Here is a 15,632-nt window from a genome sequence, read left to right as displayed (position 1 = left end):
ATGATAAAAATACAAGGATTAACAATTACAAAAGAAGAAAATACTATATTTAAAGATTTAAATTACTCATTTAAAAATGGTAAGTCATATGCCTTAATGGGGTATAGCGGATCCGGTAAATCCACATTATTAAATAGTATTGCTGGATTTGAAAAAATAGATTCAGGTCATATATATCTTAATGGCAAAAAATTAATTGCTGATAACCATTTCTATAAAACGCAATTAGGTTATCTATTTCAAAACTATGGATTAATAGATAATTTATCAGTTGATGACAATTTAGATATTGGACTAGCCTTCCAAAAACATTCGAAAGCAGAAAAACGAAAACGTAAAAATATATTATTAAAGGAATTAAATGTAAATGTTGATTTAAAACGAAAAATATCAACATTAAGCGGTGGAGAACAACAACGCATCGCTTTAATTAGATTGTTGTTAAAAAAACCTAATATTATACTAGCCGATGAACCAACAGGATCATTAGACAGAATAAATGGAGAAAAAATTCTAGATAAGTTATTAGCATGTTTAAATGACAATAAAATTATCATAATAGCAACACATGACATTGATGTTGCTAAAAAGTGCAATGTTGTCGTAAACATGGAAGATTTAAATGATTCGTTATTCAACAATCTCGATACATTTTAAGGAAAACAAAAACAGCGAGACCCCTTTTCAATAGGAGTCTCGCTGTTTTACTCTCTTAATCCTCATCTATAAATTTATGACGTCATATAATCTCCACCATTGACGTGTATGACTTGCCCAGTAATATACGAACTATCTGCGTATGTTGCTAAAAATACATAAGATGGTGCCAGTTCAGCTGGTTGCCCTCTACGTCCCATTGGTGTGTCAGAACCTTGATCTTCAACTTTGTCTTCTGTGAATGTTGCTGGAATTAAAGGTGTATAAATCGGGCCAGGTGCCACTGCATTGACACGAATGCCTTTTTCAATCAACGTAGTTGCCAACGAGCGTGTGAATGCAACAATCGCGCCTTTTGTCGCTGAGTAATCTATAAGATGCCCCGAACCTCTATAAGCTGTCACACTTGTAGTATTAACAATCGCGTCACCATCACTTAAATGTGGCACTGCGGCTTGAGATAAAAACATCATTCCAAAAATATTTGTTTCAAATGTTTCTTTTACCTGTTCTGGTGTGATATCTTCAAAATTGTCTTTTGGAAATTGAACGCCACCATTATTAACTAATATATTCAATCCACCAAAGTCAGTTACGACTTTTTCAATTAAGTTTTGTGATGATGTTACATCTTTCAAATCATGTGCATAGGCTTTTGCTTTTACACCTAAAGCCTCCAAACGATGTACTACCGCTTCAGCATCTTCATGTTCATCATAATATCCAATCGCAACGTCTGCGCCCTCTTTAGCATATAGTGTTGCCACTGAACGTCCAATACCTGAATCTCCACCGGTAATCAAAGCAACTTTTCCTTTCAATTTACCACTACTCTTGTAATCTTTCATTTCTGAAAGTGGCTGTGGATTCATATCTTTTTCAATTCCTGGCTGTCTATCTTGCGTATAACCTTTAATTTGTTTATGAAATTCAGTTAAGTTCATTTGTAATACCTCCATTTTTTACGCCTATTACTTGCTAGATACCACTTCAGAACATATACAAACATTTTGAATTTTTAATTAGTTTTGAACAATATAAAACGAATGCACTAACAACACACTATAACTGCTCCGTTATAGTGTGTTGACTAAACTTTTAAATTATTAATTTTATTATTCGGATTTAGATAGAATGTTTAACGATTCTACTTGAATGGATAAATGACATAACTGCAAATATGCAATAAACGATTGAATATGCACCCATAACAATATAGACAGGTAACATATTTGTAGTACTGAGGATCAACATAAATGCTTTAGCTGCAAAATATGCATGTAATAATGACACAACAAGTGGGAGTCCAAAATTAAACATTACTTTAAGTCCTAACCCTTTGAGCATATCACTATGCGTATATCCAATTTTGCGTAATATACGAAAACTCGGTATCTCATCTTCTGTTTCATCCATCTGTTTAATATAGATGATACAACCTGATGCAACTAAAAATGCTAATCCTAAGAATGATGTGACAAATAATAAAATACCTGCAGAGTCATTCAATTCTTGACGTACTAATTTTTGAGGATAGATATCAGAATGAACGGAATGAGCGATTTTATTAGCTTCTTTCCAATTATTTTGATTCTTCAAATCATAACCATATTGCGCACGTGTTTCTTCGCCCTGTGGTTTTAATTGATTATATTGCTGTTCACTTATGAGTAATACTGGTGAAGCAAAGCTGACATCATTTTTAAAATCCACTTCTTTTTTAGCATCAATTACTTTAAATGTTTGCGCTGGTTTAGTGTCAAATTGAATTTTTGTATTTAAATTGAATTTCATTATACCTGCAGATGAAGCCATATTTATCATTTTAGCTTTATGATCCGTAATACCTTTATCATTAAAATATTTATTACTTGTTATAAACATTTTATCAGTTTCACCAAAATTACTACTGTAATCATAAAAATTCTCTTTAGTTACTTTTAATTGAGTAACTTCTTTATATACTTTGTTATAACCTATATCCTTTTGTTTTAATTCATCTTCAAATTGTTGTGCTTGTTTATTTTTTAGAAAATTGAAATCTTGTGGTGAGGATTGTTTCACTGTATCGTCAATCGTTGACTTACTGATTGCACCAAAACACAGCACGGTTACAGTAACAGCAGATATCGTCGCTATTATTGTGAGTGACAATGCATTTTTCTTCATTCTGTGCATAATTGAAGACGTAAATACAACATCTGTTATAGACACGTTACCATTTTTTGAACGTTTTACTGTTTTAAAAATCAACGACACTGAACTTCTAAAGAACAGATATGCACCTACAATAGTTAAAAACAGAATAGCGAATGGTGCGAACATTAATTGCTCCGCGAATTTGCCAAACAGTTCAGTAGACATGTAGTAACCCAAAACAATCATGGCTATGCCTAAGATACCCGAGATAACTTCAATAACTGTCATCTTAGATTGAGTTGCTTCAGATTTTGTACTATCATTCATCATTGATAATATACTGCGCTTACGTAAAAAGATGAAACTTTGTGCCATAATCAATAGGAAAGACACGATAATTAATAAAATGGTTTGTATAACAGCAGGTAATTGGAACGTTAATGATACACTCGTGTCTATAGTTAATACCTTGAGTACAATCATTAAGAGAATCTTCGAACCAAAGACACCAATAATGATGCCCATCAATCCTGTTATTAAAAACATTGCGGCCTGTTCAATTAATAATATGCGCATAATATTTCTTCGTGTTAAACCTATCAATTGATATAAAGCAAATTCGCGTGTCCGTCGTTTTATAAATAATTGATTTGCGTACATTAAAAATATAAGTATGATCGCAAATAAGAAATATGACCCTAATTCAGACCCTTTTCTAATAATAGACATTGAATTTACATTGTTTATACTCTCTGTATACTTTAATGTAACGAAACTAAAATATAATACGATACTGACAATCAACGAAAATATATACATCGCATAATGCCGTATATTTTGTCTGAAGTTCTTAATTACGATTTGATTAAAACTCATTCGCTACACCACCCAAGGCAGTTTGCATATGAATGATATTTTTGTAAAATGCTTGATTCGAGTCATCACCTTGGTATATTTCAGAATGAACACTACCATCTTTCAACATAATGACACGCTTAGAATAGCTTGCTGCCACTGGATCATGTGTGACCATTACAATCGTTGCATCTATGCTTTCATTCAAATCTTCAAGTCTATTAAGAAGATCTTGTGCGCTTTTTGAATCTAATGCGCCTGTAGGCTCATCAGCAAAAATAATAGCAGGTTTATGTACCGAGGCACGTGCTGCTGCAGTACGCTGTTGCTGTCCTCCAGAAATTTCATTCGGATATTTATGACCCAGTTCATGAATACCTAGCGCTTTTGTTACTTCATTATAATTATTTTCTTTTTCTGCTTTAGACATTTTTTGAATTGATAAAGGAAGCATGATATTTTCTTTTACTGTTAATGTGTGTAAGACACTATAGTTTTGGAAAATAAAACCTATCTCTTTTTTACGAAAATCTGCTAACGCTTTGTTGCTCATGTTATTTATTTTATTGCCATTAATTTCAACTGTGCCACTCGTTATATAATCAATAGAACTTAGGACGTTTAAAAGTGTTGTTTTACCAGAGCCTGAAGGCCCCATTATGGTAACAAATTCACCTTTTTCAATTGAAAAATCTATCCCTTTTAACACTTCTTGTTGCTGATGTCTGTTACCGTACTTTTTTGTTAGTCCTTCTACTTTTAATATCGACATGTTTATTCACTCCTTGTCATCTTTTTCTCTATATAACTATCATAGCTAATTATTTTTTTCTTTTCGTTTGTTATAACTAACAAAAAGCTATTTTAAAATGACAACTTTGTCACTTATATGAAATTGTTTTGATTCTAATTTTTTAAATCTACACTTCTGTCATATGATATAATAGTCTAATTGAATTTTAAATAAGGAGTACAAGAAGATGTTAAATAAACTTAAACGAGAATGGCTCACTGCTCCGGGCACCAATATCCTAGCTGGTATCCTTGTGGCGCTTGCGCTCATTCCTGAAGCCCTCTCATTCTCTATCATTGCCGGCGTAGATCCTATGGTCGGTCTATATTCTTCATTTATTATAGCAGTTGTTATTTCTTTTGTTGGCGGTAGACCAGCAATGATTTCAGCAGCTACAGGGTCTGTTGCCTTAGTCATTGTGCCATTAGTAAAGGACCATGGCGTTCAATATTTACTGGCAGCAACAATATTAATGGGTATTATACAAATTATTTTTGGTGTATTAAAAGTTGGTCGTTTAATGAAGTTCATCCCAAACTCTGTCATGATTGGCTTCGTTAATGCTTTAGCGATTCTTATTTTTATGACACAGATTAAACATATATTTGGTATATCGATACCTACATATTTATTTGTTATTGCTACACTACTCATTATTTACTTATTGCCACGAGTATTCAAAAAAATTCCCGCGCCACTTATCGCAATTGTTTTGCTTACTATTGTTTACTTAGCAACTGGCGCAAAAGTCGAAACTGTTGGTGATTTAGGACAAATCACACGTTCATTGCCACAATTTTTCATTCCTGATGTGCCATTTAACTTAGAAACATTACAAATTATTTTGCCTTATTCGTTATCTATGGCAATTGTTGGACTTGTGGAAAGTTTATTAACTGCACGTATCGTAGACCAAGCAACTGATACGTATAGTAGTAAAAATAGAGAATCACGTGGACAAGGTATTGCCAACTTCATTACAGGATTCTTTGGTGCAATGGGTGGCTGTGCTATGATTGGTCAATCCGTAATTAATGTTCGCTCTGGTGCAACAACGCGCCTTTCTACTTTTACAGCTGGTGTATTTTTGATTGTTTTAATTATCGTATTTGGTGATTGGGTCGTTCAAATTCCTATGCCTATATTAGCTGGTATCATGATTATGGTATCCGTAGGGACGTTTGATTGGCATTCATTCCAATTTATGAAAAAAGCACCACGCACTGATGCATTAGTCATGGTACTTACTGTAGCTATTGTGCTATTCACGAGTAACCTTGCCTTAGGTGTTATCGTTGGTGTCATTGTAAGTGCCCTTTGTTTTGCTACAAAAATTTCAAATGTTACTGTAGATTATGAAGAAGTCGATGAAACTATTCACTACAAAATCAAAGGACAGATTTTCTTTGTCTCTATAGATTCTATGATGAATCAACTTGATTTAGAATTACGTAATAAAATAATTTACTTAGATTTTAGTCAAGCTCACTTATGGGATGATTCCGCAGTGAATGCGATTGATACTTTAATAGAAAACTATCATAAGAAAAAAAATACAATTTATGTACAACACCTCAACAAAGACAGTCGTAAAATTGTTTCAGAATTAAGCAAAGTAAACAAACAACATCCTTTATAAAATATGAATCTATGAGATTGAAATATCGGTAAGTTTTTAAAACTAAGCCCTTATTTCAATCTCTTTTTTTAAACACAAAAATTGACATTTATACCTAGTGGGGGTATATTAAAAATATAGCAATTTAAAAAACGACTCTGTCACTAATATTTAATTATATATATGAAAGGAGGTTGTCTTCATGACCGAAAAGAAAAAAACGACTTTAGGTATCACCGGTATGACTTGTGCCGCATGTGCAAATCGTATAGAGAAAAACTTAAATAAAATAAATGATGTAGATGCCACTGTGAACGTTACAACTGAAAAAGCAACGGTTGCTTATAATCCTGAATCAACAACCATAGAAGATCTTACGCATTCCATTGAAAAAACAGGTTATGGTGTCTTAACCGAAAAAGCGGAACTCGATGTTATCGGCATGACTTGTGCCGCATGTTCGAATAGAATTGAAAAAGTATTAAACCGTGACACTGGCGTTGCACATGCTAATGTCAATTTAACTACTGAAAATGCAACGATTGCTTATAATCCAGAAATGACTTCTATTGATGATTTGATTAAAAAAATTCAAAAAATAGGTTATGATGCAAAACCGAAACAAGCTGCCAGTGAAAAAAGTTCGCAAAAAGAACAAGAGTTACAACACAAACGTACTAAACTTATTATTTCAGCAATTTTAGCAGCACCCTTATTGCTTACAATGTTCGTGCATCTTTTTGGTATGCAAATTCCGCATATTTTTATGAACCCATGGTTTCAATTTGCATTAGCTACACCCATCCAATTTATTATCGGTTGGCAATTTTACGTAGGTGCCTATAAAAATTTACGCAATGGCTCTGCCAACATGGATGTGCTTGTCGCCTTAGGTACAAGTGCCGCATACTTCTATAGTTTATATGAAATGATTAAATGGTTAAGCTTTGCGAATTATACACCGCATTTATATTTTGAAACGAGTGCAGTGCTAATTACATTGATTCTCTTCGGAAAATATTTAGAAACGCGCGCAAAAACACAAACTACAAACGCTTTAAGTGAATTGCTCAACCTTCAAGCAAAAGAAGCACGTGTGTTACGTAATCAAGAAGAACTAATGATTCCATTAAGTGAAGTTGTACAAGGTGATTACCTTGTCATTAAACCTGGTGAGAAAATACCTGTAGACGGTAAAGTCATTAAAGGAACCACTTCTATAGATGAATCTATGTTAACTGGTGAATCTATACCCATTGAGAAAGTTCAAAATGATAATGTCATCGGTTCCACAATGAATAAAAATGGTTCTATTACAGTAGAAGCAACTAAAGTTGGGAAAGATACAGCGCTCGCTTCAATTATTAAAGTTGTAGAAGAAGCACAAGGATCTAAAGCACCTATTCAACGCCTTGCTGACATTATTTCTGGCTATTTTGTGCCGATTGTAGTTGGCATTGCTTTACTCACATTTATTATATGGATTACACTCGTACAAACAGGACAATTCGAACCTGCATTAGTTGCTGCCATCGCAGTGCTCGTAATCGCCTGCCCTTGTGCACTTGGGTTAGCTACACCTACTTCTATTATGGTAGGTACTGGAAAAGCTGCGGAGAATGGTATTCTTTTTAAAGGTGGCGAGCATATTGAACGTACACACCAAGTCAATACTGTTGTATTAGATAAGACAGGTACAATTACAAATGGTAAACCCGTAGTCACTGATTTCGATGGTGATGATGACGTGTTACAACTACTCGCAAGTGCAGAAAAAGGTTCTGAACATCCTTTAGCGGAATCTATTGTGAATTACGCTAAAAAGAACCATATACCATTTTTAGAAGTAGCACATTTCGAAGCAATACCAGGTCACGGTATAAAAGCAACGATTGATGGTAAATCATTACGCGTTGGTAATCGCAAATTCATGATAGAACAAGATATTGCAATAAACGGTGCAGAAACACAATTATCACGTTTTGAACAAGATGGAAAAACAGCAATGATGATTGCCATAGATAGCGAATTAAAAGGAACAATCGCTGTTGCAGACACTGTTAAAGCTTCAACAAGTGAAGCAATTCAACAACTTCATGATTTAAATATTGAAGTCGTGATGCTCACTGGAGATAACGAACGTACTGCACAAGCCATTGCAAAACAGGTAGGCATCGATACAGTAATTGCCGACGTACTACCTGAAGAAAAAGCCTCAAAAATTGTAGCGCTACAAGATCAAGGCAAGACAGTAGCCATGGTTGGTGATGGTGTCAATGATGCACCAGCACTTGTACAAGCAGACATTGGTATTGCAATTGGTACAGGTACAGAAGTTGCCATAGAAGCTGCTGACGTTACAATTCTTGGTGGAGACTTATTATTAATTCCAAAAGCCATGAAAGCCAGTAAAGCAACGATACGCAATATTCGTCAAAACTTATTTTGGGCATTTGGTTACAATGTAGCTGGTATACCGATTGCAGCATTAGGGTTACTCGCACCATGGGTCGCCGGTGCTGCAATGGCGTTAAGCTCTGTGAGTGTCGTCACTAATGCATTGCGACTTAAACGTATGAAATTATAATTCAATTTTAAAATAATCATAATAAAGATATTCATTATTTTAAGGAGGTGATTTGTATGACTGCAGAAACAATTAAAGTAGAAGGCATGAGTTGTGATCACTGTAAACAAGCAGTAGAGTCAGCACTTACTAACCTTGATGGTGTTAACACAGCAGATGTTAGCCTTGAAGAAAATAATGTTAAAGTAGATTATGATGACAGCAAAGTCGAAATGTCTCATATGAAAGAAGCAATCGAAGACCAAGGTTATGATGTAAAATAAATGAATAGTACACAAATATAGTGGACGCCTCATCTTTGATGCGCCCACTTTTTTTATTACTTATATTACTTTTAATATTATGTTAAAACCACTTTATAAAGTATTGACACGCAGTCCTGTATCACCCGTGTTCAATACTTCTAGTGTTGCATCTAGTGCATCCACAATTAAATTTTCGACTGCTGCATCTGTATAAAATGCAATATGAGGAGACACTATAACATCTTGTCTTTCAATTAATTGAGTTAAAATATCATCTTTAAGTTCTGTGCCTCTTTGATCACTAGGGAACAATCCTTTCTCTCCCTCATAAGTATCAAGCGCTGCACCTTTTAACTTTCCATTATCCAAGGCTGCTATAAGTGCACTTGTCTTTACAATCGTGCCACGTGCACAGTTGACAAATACAGCCCCCTTCTTAAACGTATTAAATAAATCTTCATCAAATAAATAATCATTTTCTTTACTAGCTGGAATATGTACAGTGACAATGTCTGCATCTTTTACAGCTTCAGTCACACTATCTTTATAAGTTAAATATGTTTCGCATTGCTCATTCGGTTCAATATCATATGCCACAACTTCAGCGTCAAACCCTTGAGCAAAAATTTTACCTACAATAGAACCAATACGTCCTGTGCCGATTACGGCGACTTTTAAACCTCTGATAGAACGTGATAATATCGCAGGTTGCCATCTAAAATCATAGGATGCTGTTTTTTGTTGAATATCATTATAATTACGAATTAAGTTAAGTGCTTGAGACACTGTATATTCTGCAATTGAATGTGGTGAATATGAAGGTACATTTGAAATAATCAAATTATATTTTTGAGCTAAATCTAAATCATAGCTATCAAAACCTGCACTTCGTTGCGCAATTTGTTTAATACCAAAATCATGTAATTTTTTGTATACTGCTTCATCTAATGAAATTTGCTGTGATAAAGATAAACCATCAAATCCTTCTACACGATCTACTGTATCTAAAGTAAGTAAATCTTTATCTAAATCCACCTCTACTTTGTTTGTTGTTGCCCATGCTTCTATGTAAGGAATATCTTCTTCACGCACGCCAAAAAGTTTGATTCTTGTCATCTAAATTCACTCCTATTTTATTATTGATAAAGATATTTAAGCGATTGAATACGTTCTGCTGCTTCCATCAATGTTTGATCATCAACTGCCAATGAAATACGTACATAGTCACGCCCATGTTCACCAAAAGGTATGCCAGGTGCAACAAGTATAGATTGTTCTTGTAATAAATATTCAACAAACGCTTCGCCATCGTATTCAGATGGTGTTTTCAACCATAAGAAAATACCGCCCTTCATCGGTTCAAAAGGTATATCTACTGCTTTGAGTTTTGCTTCAAATTGGTTTCTACGTCTTTTAAATGTTTCGTTTTGTTCTTCTAAAAAATCATCATAATGATTCAGCGCGTAAGTAGCTGCATCTTGTAACGCACCGAACATACCAGCGTGTGTATGCGATTGATATTTCTTCAATGATTGAATCATGTCTTTATTCCCTACTGCAAAACCCACTCTGAATCCTGACATGTTGTAACCTTTAGATAGTGAAAAAATTTCTACGCCTAAATCTTTTGCACCTTCTGATTGAAGCAAACTTGGGTTCTTACCATCAAAACCAAATGCACTATATGCAAAATCATGAACAATTTTAGTTTTTGTATTTTTAAATTTTGCGACAGCTTCATCAAATACAGCCTTTGTAGCTACTGAACCCGTTGGATTATTAGGATATGTTAAATAAACTAGACGTGTATTAGCTAACACATCTTTATCTACTTTATCCCATTCAGGTAAATAATATGGCGCTTTAAGCACCAGTCGCTCAGGCTGCGCATCAGCCAACATCACACCTGCCAAATAATCCGTATAACCAGGATCTGGTAGTAATACATTTTCTCCCGGATTAACAATACATGTTGGGAGTGCTACTAAACCATTCTTCGTTCCATATAAAATACAAACCTCATCTTCTTTATCTAATTCTACTTGGTACTGTCTTTCATAAAAATCTACAATTGCTTGTTTCAAGCTATCTTTACCATGAAATGCTACATACTTCTGATTCTCAGGAAGACGTATCGCATCAGCGAAACAATCAATAATACCTTTTGGCGTTTCGCCATCAGGGATACCGACTGCCATATTGATTAATGGTAAAGGCCCATGTTCAACCTTTTGACCCATCGTTTTACCAAAGTAGCTATCGGGAATTTGTGCTAATCTATCTGAAATTGACATTAAAAAGTCCTCCTATATAAAAAAACTATATACCCAATGAAGTGGCATATAGTTTTCACATGTCACCTATCTATCAAGTCATGTCACTTGTTGGAAGTAGCACAGTACTTACGACATAAGTCTGCTGCTGAAGTCTCATAGGGCCAAATCCCTCAACTTCTCTGGATAAGTTTTCATTTATTTAATTAGCTTTAATTTTATCAGAATATTCACTCTTGTCAATAAACTTTAAAGTATATAAAAAAAGAGCGACTCTTGTGAGTCACTCTCTTGATTTATATCACTAAATTTTATGATTTAGCGATATAAATCCTACCACCAACCTTGTTGTTGACGTTTAGCTATTGCATTATCAACTGAACCGTAACGTTCTTTAGCGTAATTTAACATACCTTTAGTTTGAGTAGATACTGAACCAGTACCCCATGCTTCTTTAGTTTGACCTAAACCACTGTAACCAGCTGGGTTAACAGCATTTGGGTTACCGCTTGATTCAGGTAATACGATAGTATTCCACATAGCTTCTGTGCCACCAGCAGCTAAGAATTGAGCTTTAACTGATCCACCTGTTGCAGCAGCTGAAGTTTTTGCAGCTTCGTAAGTTGTAGTTGTTGTACTTGTTTGTGTAGTTTCAACTTTTGTAGTAGTTGAAGCTTTAGGAGCTGCAACTGATTTTACGTCAACATTACTTGATTGTTGTTGCGTACTTACTTCGCTTGCTGATTTTTCGTTCGTGTTAGTAGTTGCTTGTGTCCTAACGTCTTGAGTTGTATTTGTAGAAACGTTAGAAGATGCAGTTTGAGCACCTGCTACATCATAATCCCATGACCATGATTGACCGTCTGAAGTGAAAGTATATTCATAACCGTCTAATACGAAATCATAGTTGTACGCACCAGCGTGTAATGGTTTTTCGTTTAATTCTGCAGCACCACTTTGTGCTAATTCAGCTAAATGCGCTTTGTCGATGTTTTCTTCTGAAGCGTGAGCTTGATTGTTGTCTGCTGTTGCTGCGTATCCTGTTACACCTAATGCTACTGCTAATGATGATGCTAAAATTGTCTTCTTCATAATTAAAAAATCCTCCATTTAAATCTTTTTAAGTAAAATTATATTTTCGTTAATTAAATTATCCTATGTGCTTCAAGCAATTAATTTTTATGTATTATTTTTTCGCCACAAATAATATACCATAAATTTCGGTCAATTATATTACACTAAGATAACAAAACGTTACAGATAAAGCTTCTCTTTGTAACATTGAAATATAATCGTTTTGTTTTGTTACGCTCTAAACAAATAAAATATACTTTTCATATACCTATAAATGTTATTATATTGCGCTTTATATCAATTTTCTTACGAGTTTTTCATATAGTCTGAAATATTACAAATCCATCTACTGTTATCAAACTGTAAAATTAAAATTCGACATAAAAATTATAATTTGGGGAGAAACTTGCAATTAATTTTGTCGAAATATAAAAAAGACCACTGTTATGTGGCCTTTTAGATTATCTAAATACATTTTTAAAAATCAATTTGAATGTTAGTTTATTACAAATCATTACTCTCTTCATATTCAAAATATATAACATCTTATGCTAAGAATTTATAAATATTACTATCATATAGTTTTAATACTTTCATATAGAATAGATTAATTAAGTACCCCATAATAAATGGAACTACAAAGAATGTGATAAATACAAGTAATAAATTCATTAATATCGAGTCTTCCATAAATTTAAAGGCACTAATGGGTCCTACAAGTCCGATAATACCAAATCCGGCAGATTCTTTTGTACCTTCTATACCAATAAGTCCACCTACAAACCCTGTGATGAGTGCATTTGTAAAAATCGGTAATAAAATAATAGGATGTCTTACCATATTCGGTATCATCATTTTAACGCCACCTAGAAAAATTGTAATCGGCACGCCTGGTCTATTCATTTTCATTGTTCCTGCAACAAGTGCACCTTCACACGCTACGATACCAAGCGAAGCAGAACCAGCTGCTAAACCACTTATACCTATGGCTAGGGCTGTAGCCACGGTGGATATCGGTGAAATAATTATGAAACTGAATGCCAGTGCAATAAGCATAGACATTAATATAGGTTGTAATTCTGTAAATGAATTTACCAGATTACCTATACCTGTAGTAATCATTTGTACGTATGGCAGTATGAGTACGCCTATAAATGCAGCCAAGACTCCAACAATTGTTGGTAAAATAATTAGCGTTAAACTACCAAAACGTTCTCCTACTATTAATATAAAAAACACTGCAATTGCTGCAGTAATCATTGTATTGATTAAATCCCCAACGCCTACAAGGGTCCATACACCATCATTGAATTGTGCAACGCCACTACCAACAAATGCCGAACTTGCAACTACTGCTGTAGCTAACGGCGTTAGATTGAAGCGCATTGCAATCAATGCTCCTACAAGAAGTGGTACTGTAAATTGTATACTTTCTACTACTTGTAACATGGTTTCGAATATTGGATGCGTTGGTGAAAGAAATTTAAATAGTTCACCTAAAATTGCATTTGGAATCAGACCTGCAACAATCGCTATTGCTACACCTGATAATACATTATTTATAAATTGTTTCGGACTGATTTTCATCATAGCAGTTCCTCCTAAGTTGTAATAATTACTAATATATCATATTATCTTAATTTTCAGAATATTACTTTTGTATTTAATTTTTTAAAATAAGCTGGTAAAACAGCAAATAAAAAGCCAACAGATAACGATTAAGTAATCTGTTGACTATTCATTATATATTTAGTTGGCATCTTATGATTTTTAGTTTCTTCCATAATAGCTTTTATTTTTCCATTAATTCAGAAGTTATAACAAGACCTTGTGTTTCAGTTTCAAAAAATTCCAGCTTTTGCAATTTATTATTTTCTGGTAATAAACGATCAAATTGTTCCCAAATCCAAAAAGCGATATTTTCAGCAGTTGTATTCATATCCGGCAACGTTTGATTCACTAATTTTCCATCTAGATAAGGCGCAATTTCTTTTTTATATAACTTATCAACTTCATTAAAATCCATTGCTAGACCGTAATCATCAATTGCAGATAAAATTTCAATGTTAAATTTATATAAATGATGCTCTAAATCTTTGTGGAATTTTTCAGTGAAATAAATACGATTGTCACATGTGAATTCATAATAGTTTTTTATACATACATCGTTATCTCGATATTTGAATTGTTGAGGTGGTTGCACATTATCGAAATTTGTCATTAAACTCACTCCTATTCTACGCCTTGTATCTATATACCCTTTCTCATTCTTCTATAATTAAAATAACTATGTTTTTCTCTATTCATTATAGGTAATTAAGTATTATAAGAGGTTTTTATTTATAGAAAGGATGAGTGGTATGACTATTCACATTCAAAGAATTTATGATAATGAACAAAAAGATGGTGTACGTATACTTGTAGACCGAGTTTGGCCAAGAGGTGTATCTAAGGAAGATGCAAATTTAGATCATTGGTTAAAAGAACTTGCTCCTACATCTGATTTAAGAAAATGGTTCGATCATGATCCTAAATTGTACGCCGCTTTCAAAGAAAAATATGAAAAAGAATTACGTGAAAATGACGATCAGCAAGCAGCATTTAACGAACTTAAAGAAATCATAGCTAATACTAAAAAAGATATTATTTTATTATTTGCAGCTAAAGATGAAGCGCATAACCAAGCTGTCGTACTTCAAGACTTGTTAAAATAAGGTGGTGTTAGAAATGACCACATGGGATATTCATGTACAAGATGACTGTGTTCAACAATTAATAAAAAAAGATGAAACATTAGCACTACTTATTAAAAAAATTGGGAATATCCAAATCAATATTCGTCCTGATCCATTAAAATCTTTAATTCGCTCTATAATAGGACAACAAATTACAGTAAAAGTGGCCGCATCTATTTTTAAACAGCTAACGGATGCTCTCAATGATGAATGGACAGTTGATAAACTGTCTGAAATCGAAGATACGCAAATGAGATCTTTTGGTTTATCTAAATCTAAAATTAATTACATTCATAATTTAGTAACACATATACAACATGGAAAACTAGATTTAGAAAATTTACACAAGTTAAGCAACGATGAAGTTATTCGTACGTTAACTGAAGTGAAAGGTATTGGACAATGGACTGCCGAAGTTTTTTTATTATTTACATTACAGCGTCCAGATGTTGTCCCTGTACATGATGTTGGCCTACAAAGGTCAGCGCAATGGTTGTACGATACAACTAAAGCGCAACGAAAAGCACAGCTTTCTTTATGTTCGGAACGTTGGGAACATTGCGCTTCTATTGGTGCGTTCTATTTATGGGAAGCCATACATCAAGATTATTTAGCTTACGATTCCATACATGACATCAATGACTAATATGTATACA

Annotated in this window: 14 protein-coding genes and 1 riboswitch; of the genes, 6 read left to right on the top strand and 8 right to left on the bottom strand. The window is 33.8% G+C overall.

Features of this window, described 5'->3' with window-relative positions; genetic code table 11:
* On the top strand, positions 1-657 hold the full coding sequence (locus ACP3TL_RS13725; RefSeq protein WP_069818156.1) for an ATP-binding cassette domain-containing protein: 657 nt from the start codon (positions 1-3) through the stop codon (positions 655-657).
* Positions 658-731: 74 nt separating this feature from the next.
* On the opposite strand, the gene ACP3TL_RS13720 is transcribed toward ACP3TL_RS13725, so the two are convergent.
* From ACP3TL_RS13720 to ACP3TL_RS13710, 3 genes are all read right to left on the bottom strand, one after another.
* Positions 732-1,601, bottom strand: a complete 870-nt coding sequence (locus ACP3TL_RS13720) for an SDR family oxidoreductase (protein ID WP_069833178.1) — start codon at positions 1,599-1,601, stop codon at positions 732-734.
* A 181-nt stretch (positions 1,602-1,782) separates the two neighbouring features.
* Positions 1,783-3,672 carry an ABC transporter permease gene (locus ACP3TL_RS13715; RefSeq protein WP_277575651.1) on the bottom strand — a complete coding sequence of 630 codons (1,890 nt, stop codon included), beginning with the start codon at positions 3,670-3,672 and terminating at the stop codon, positions 1,783-1,785.
* Positions 3,662-4,423, bottom strand: coding sequence for an ABC transporter ATP-binding protein (locus ACP3TL_RS13710; RefSeq protein WP_285325733.1), 762 nt, complete (start codon positions 4,421-4,423; stop codon positions 3,662-3,664). The genes ACP3TL_RS13715 and ACP3TL_RS13710 overlap by 11 nt, the downstream gene beginning before the upstream one ends.
* A 208-nt stretch (positions 4,424-4,631) precedes the next feature.
* Between ACP3TL_RS13710 and ACP3TL_RS13705 the strand changes: the two genes are divergently transcribed.
* From ACP3TL_RS13705 to copZ, 3 genes are all read left to right on the top strand, one after another.
* A complete protein-coding gene (locus ACP3TL_RS13705; RefSeq protein WP_285325734.1) occupies positions 4,632-6,083 on the top strand; it encodes a SulP family inorganic anion transporter in 1,452 nt (483 codons plus the stop codon).
* A gap of 181 nt (positions 6,084-6,264) precedes the next feature.
* Positions 6,265-8,649, top strand: coding sequence for a heavy metal translocating P-type ATPase (locus ACP3TL_RS13700; RefSeq protein ID WP_069833176.1), 2,385 nt, complete (start codon positions 6,265-6,267; stop codon positions 8,647-8,649).
* A gap of 56 nt (positions 8,650-8,705) precedes the next feature.
* Positions 8,706-8,912 (top strand): copper chaperone CopZ, encoded by a 207-nt coding sequence (copZ, locus tag ACP3TL_RS13695; protein ID WP_069818151.1) that lies wholly within the window; start codon positions 8,706-8,708, stop codon positions 8,910-8,912.
* A 93-nt stretch (positions 8,913-9,005) separates the two neighbouring features.
* Here the strand turns inward: copZ and ACP3TL_RS13690 are convergent, their stop codons facing one another.
* From ACP3TL_RS13690 to ACP3TL_RS13670, 5 genes are all read right to left on the bottom strand, one after another.
* Positions 9,006-10,010, bottom strand: coding sequence for a D-lactate dehydrogenase (locus tag ACP3TL_RS13690; RefSeq protein WP_285325735.1), 1,005 nt, complete (start codon positions 10,008-10,010; stop codon positions 9,006-9,008).
* 20 nt (positions 10,011-10,030) lie between these two features.
* Positions 10,031-11,188: an aminotransferase class I/II-fold pyridoxal phosphate-dependent enzyme gene (locus ACP3TL_RS13685; protein WP_069833174.1), complete on the bottom strand. Its 1,158-nt coding sequence runs from the start codon at positions 11,186-11,188 to the stop codon at positions 10,031-10,033.
* 63 nt (positions 11,189-11,251) lie between these two features.
* Positions 11,252-11,360, bottom strand: a riboswitch (SAM riboswitch).
* Between the two features lie 140 nt (positions 11,361-11,500).
* Positions 11,501-12,259 (bottom strand): aggregation-promoting factor C-terminal-like domain-containing protein, encoded by a 759-nt coding sequence (locus tag ACP3TL_RS13680; RefSeq protein WP_285325736.1) that lies wholly within the window; start codon positions 12,257-12,259, stop codon positions 11,501-11,503.
* A 528-nt stretch (positions 12,260-12,787) separates the two neighbouring features.
* Positions 12,788-13,831 carry a PTS sugar transporter subunit IIC gene (locus tag ACP3TL_RS13675; RefSeq protein WP_069818147.1) on the bottom strand — a complete coding sequence of 348 codons (1,044 nt, stop codon included), beginning with the start codon at positions 13,829-13,831 and terminating at the stop codon, positions 12,788-12,790.
* 202 nt (positions 13,832-14,033) lie between these two features.
* Entirely contained in the window at positions 14,034-14,462 is a 429-nt protein-coding gene (locus ACP3TL_RS13670; protein ID WP_069833172.1) for a 6-pyruvoyl trahydropterin synthase family protein, read from the bottom strand.
* 139 nt (positions 14,463-14,601) lie between these two features.
* Between ACP3TL_RS13670 and ACP3TL_RS13665 the strand changes: the two genes are divergently transcribed.
* Both ACP3TL_RS13665 and ACP3TL_RS13660 read left to right on the top strand, forming a co-directional pair.
* Positions 14,602-14,955 (top strand): DUF488 domain-containing protein, encoded by a 354-nt coding sequence (locus ACP3TL_RS13665; RefSeq protein ID WP_069833171.1) that lies wholly within the window; start codon positions 14,602-14,604, stop codon positions 14,953-14,955.
* Positions 14,956-14,968: 13 nt separating this feature from the next.
* Positions 14,969-15,622, top strand: a complete 654-nt coding sequence (locus tag ACP3TL_RS13660) for a DNA-3-methyladenine glycosylase family protein (RefSeq protein ID WP_069818144.1) — start codon at positions 14,969-14,971, stop codon at positions 15,620-15,622.
* Positions 15,623-15,632 lie beyond the last annotated feature (10 nt).

Origin of the sequence: Staphylococcus caseorum, from assembly GCF_049943195.1 — a bacterium.
Lineage (GTDB): Bacteria > Bacillota > Bacilli > Staphylococcales > Staphylococcaceae > Staphylococcus > Staphylococcus equorum_A.
The sequence above is the reverse complement of the archived record's forward strand: the minus strand, read 5'-3'. Positions and strand labels throughout refer to the sequence as shown.

Excerpts from the sequence above, each read along its gene's own strand:
- ACP3TL_RS13725 (WP_069818156.1), top strand. The coding sequence starts at position 1 with ATGATAAAAATACAAGGATTAACAATTACAAAAGAAGAAAATACTATA.
- ACP3TL_RS13720 (WP_069833178.1), bottom strand. The coding sequence starts at position 1,601 with ATGAACTTAACTGAATTTCATAAACAAATTAAAGGTTATACGCAAGAT.
- ACP3TL_RS13715 (WP_277575651.1), bottom strand. The coding sequence starts at position 3,672 with ATGAGTTTTAATCAAATCGTAATTAAGAACTTCAGACAAAATATACGG.
- ACP3TL_RS13710 (WP_285325733.1), bottom strand. The coding sequence starts at position 4,423 with ATGTCGATATTAAAAGTAGAAGGACTAACAAAAAAGTACGGTAACAGA.
- ACP3TL_RS13705 (WP_285325734.1), top strand. The coding sequence starts at position 4,632 with ATGTTAAATAAACTTAAACGAGAATGGCTCACTGCTCCGGGCACCAAT.
- ACP3TL_RS13700 (WP_069833176.1), top strand. The coding sequence starts at position 6,265 with ATGACCGAAAAGAAAAAAACGACTTTAGGTATCACCGGTATGACTTGT.
- copZ (WP_069818151.1), top strand. The coding sequence starts at position 8,706 with ATGACTGCAGAAACAATTAAAGTAGAAGGCATGAGTTGTGATCACTGT.
- ACP3TL_RS13690 (WP_285325735.1), bottom strand. The coding sequence starts at position 10,010 with ATGACAAGAATCAAACTTTTTGGCGTGCGTGAAGAAGATATTCCTTAC.
- ACP3TL_RS13685 (WP_069833174.1), bottom strand. The coding sequence starts at position 11,188 with ATGTCAATTTCAGATAGATTAGCACAAATTCCCGATAGCTACTTTGGT.
- ACP3TL_RS13680 (WP_285325736.1), bottom strand. The coding sequence starts at position 12,259 with ATGAAGAAGACAATTTTAGCATCATCATTAGCAGTAGCATTAGGTGTA.
- ACP3TL_RS13675 (WP_069818147.1), bottom strand. The coding sequence starts at position 13,831 with ATGATGAAAATCAGTCCGAAACAATTTATAAATAATGTATTATCAGGT.
- ACP3TL_RS13670 (WP_069833172.1), bottom strand. The coding sequence starts at position 14,462 with ATGACAAATTTCGATAATGTGCAACCACCTCAACAATTCAAATATCGA.
- ACP3TL_RS13665 (WP_069833171.1), top strand. The coding sequence starts at position 14,602 with ATGACTATTCACATTCAAAGAATTTATGATAATGAACAAAAAGATGGT.
- ACP3TL_RS13660 (WP_069818144.1), top strand. The coding sequence starts at position 14,969 with ATGACCACATGGGATATTCATGTACAAGATGACTGTGTTCAACAATTA.